Source organism: Veillonella sp. ZSJB6 (assembly GCF_051549505.1).
Lineage (GTDB): Bacteria > Bacillota > Negativicutes > Veillonellales > Veillonellaceae > Veillonella.
Window position 1 is genome coordinate 1 of sequence record NZ_JBPUGE010000015.1, and the last position, 1,346, is coordinate 1,346.

Annotated in this window: 1 protein-coding gene; it reads right to left on the reverse strand. The window is 35.1% G+C overall.

The window, feature by feature from the left end; genetic code table 11:
* Positions 1–28: 28 nt before the first annotated feature.
* A complete protein-coding gene (locus ACSV5T_RS09680; RefSeq protein WP_438320973.1) occupies positions 29–1,147 on the reverse strand; it encodes an IS256-like element ISVesp1 family transposase in 1,119 nt (372 codons plus the stop codon).
* Between the last annotated feature and the right edge of the window lie 199 nt (positions 1,148–1,346).

Below are 1,346 nucleotides of genomic sequence, written 5' to 3' on the forward strand. Positions count from 1 at the left end.
GGGTTATAGGACAAAAAGTGTTGCTATTTCAGTCCCAAAGATTGGTAAATAGTCGATCATAATTATGTAAATCACTCCAAACAATAGCATCGCCCCAAGTCGGAATAGAAGCTTCTAACCTAGATTGTTCATGTATGGTATGATATATATTAGAAATACTCTTGTTGGTCGGCATAACCTTAAGTATTTCTGCATTAGAAAGCGGGTTTGGTGAGTGCATATAGCACCACCAGAACACCGCTTTTATTCGTCTTTCAATAGACATTCCTCTATGATTACGTAACATAGTGCGTAACTGAGCATTTATACCACCTTCTATACGATTATTAGTAGCTGGGCAGGTACATGTTAACGATGCATCTAAGTAAGTAAATAAACATCTTTTGTTAATCAATTTAACTAAGGAATTTTCTGCTTTTATAAGTCGTTCATGTTTAGGTCGTATCGTACCATTTTCATCAACTGTTATTTCTGATAGGAATACCCTATGTCGTACTTTCCATGACATAACGTTTTGTACCCACTTCATAGCATGATCTTGCGTGTGTATTGTTAATAAATCCCTTGCAATTCCATATAACTCACAACCAGCAATCGTTTTAGGACGTATTGTTGTATAGCGTTTTACTTGTTGAAATGCATGAAATAAGCACCTTTGTAGTTTGGCTTTCGGCCAAACTTTTTTTAATGCCTTTTGAAAGCCGGTACCACCATCGGATATAACTACTATAGGTGATGAAATACGTCGTAATAAAGCCTCCCAAGCCTTAGAATGCTCATATCTACAAACATACCAGCCTAAGACATGCGTCTCATTACAACAGATTAAAATACAAGCATTTCTAGCTAAATAAATACCATCAACAAATACCACACTACTTGATGATTCAACTTTTGGTGGTAATGGCCAAAGCTCCCAAAACTGTGATGTTTTTCTACGAAATGAACGTCCTTCGCCAGCCATATCTAACTGTGTGTGTTTACCAAATAACCAATCCAAAAATATCTGTAAATTATTGTTAGTTTTATTCACTTTATTTGTGAATGAGTAAGAACATTGATTACAATACCAACGTTGAGAACCCGCATTTGTTTTACCATTTTTCTTACAGACGAAACCACAATTAGGGCATCTGACTAGTCTCATAATTATACTCCTTCTAAAAAATATATCTCTTTAGAAAGATAAAACCTTATTTTAGTCAGTAAAATCAAGGGTTTTCAGACTTTTTAACAACACTTTTTGTCCTATATGTAAAAGTTACTCAAAAAGATAAAATGCCGATGGAGCTAGTATTTAGCTAGTTCCATCGGCATTAACAGCAACACTTTTTGTCCTATAGCCC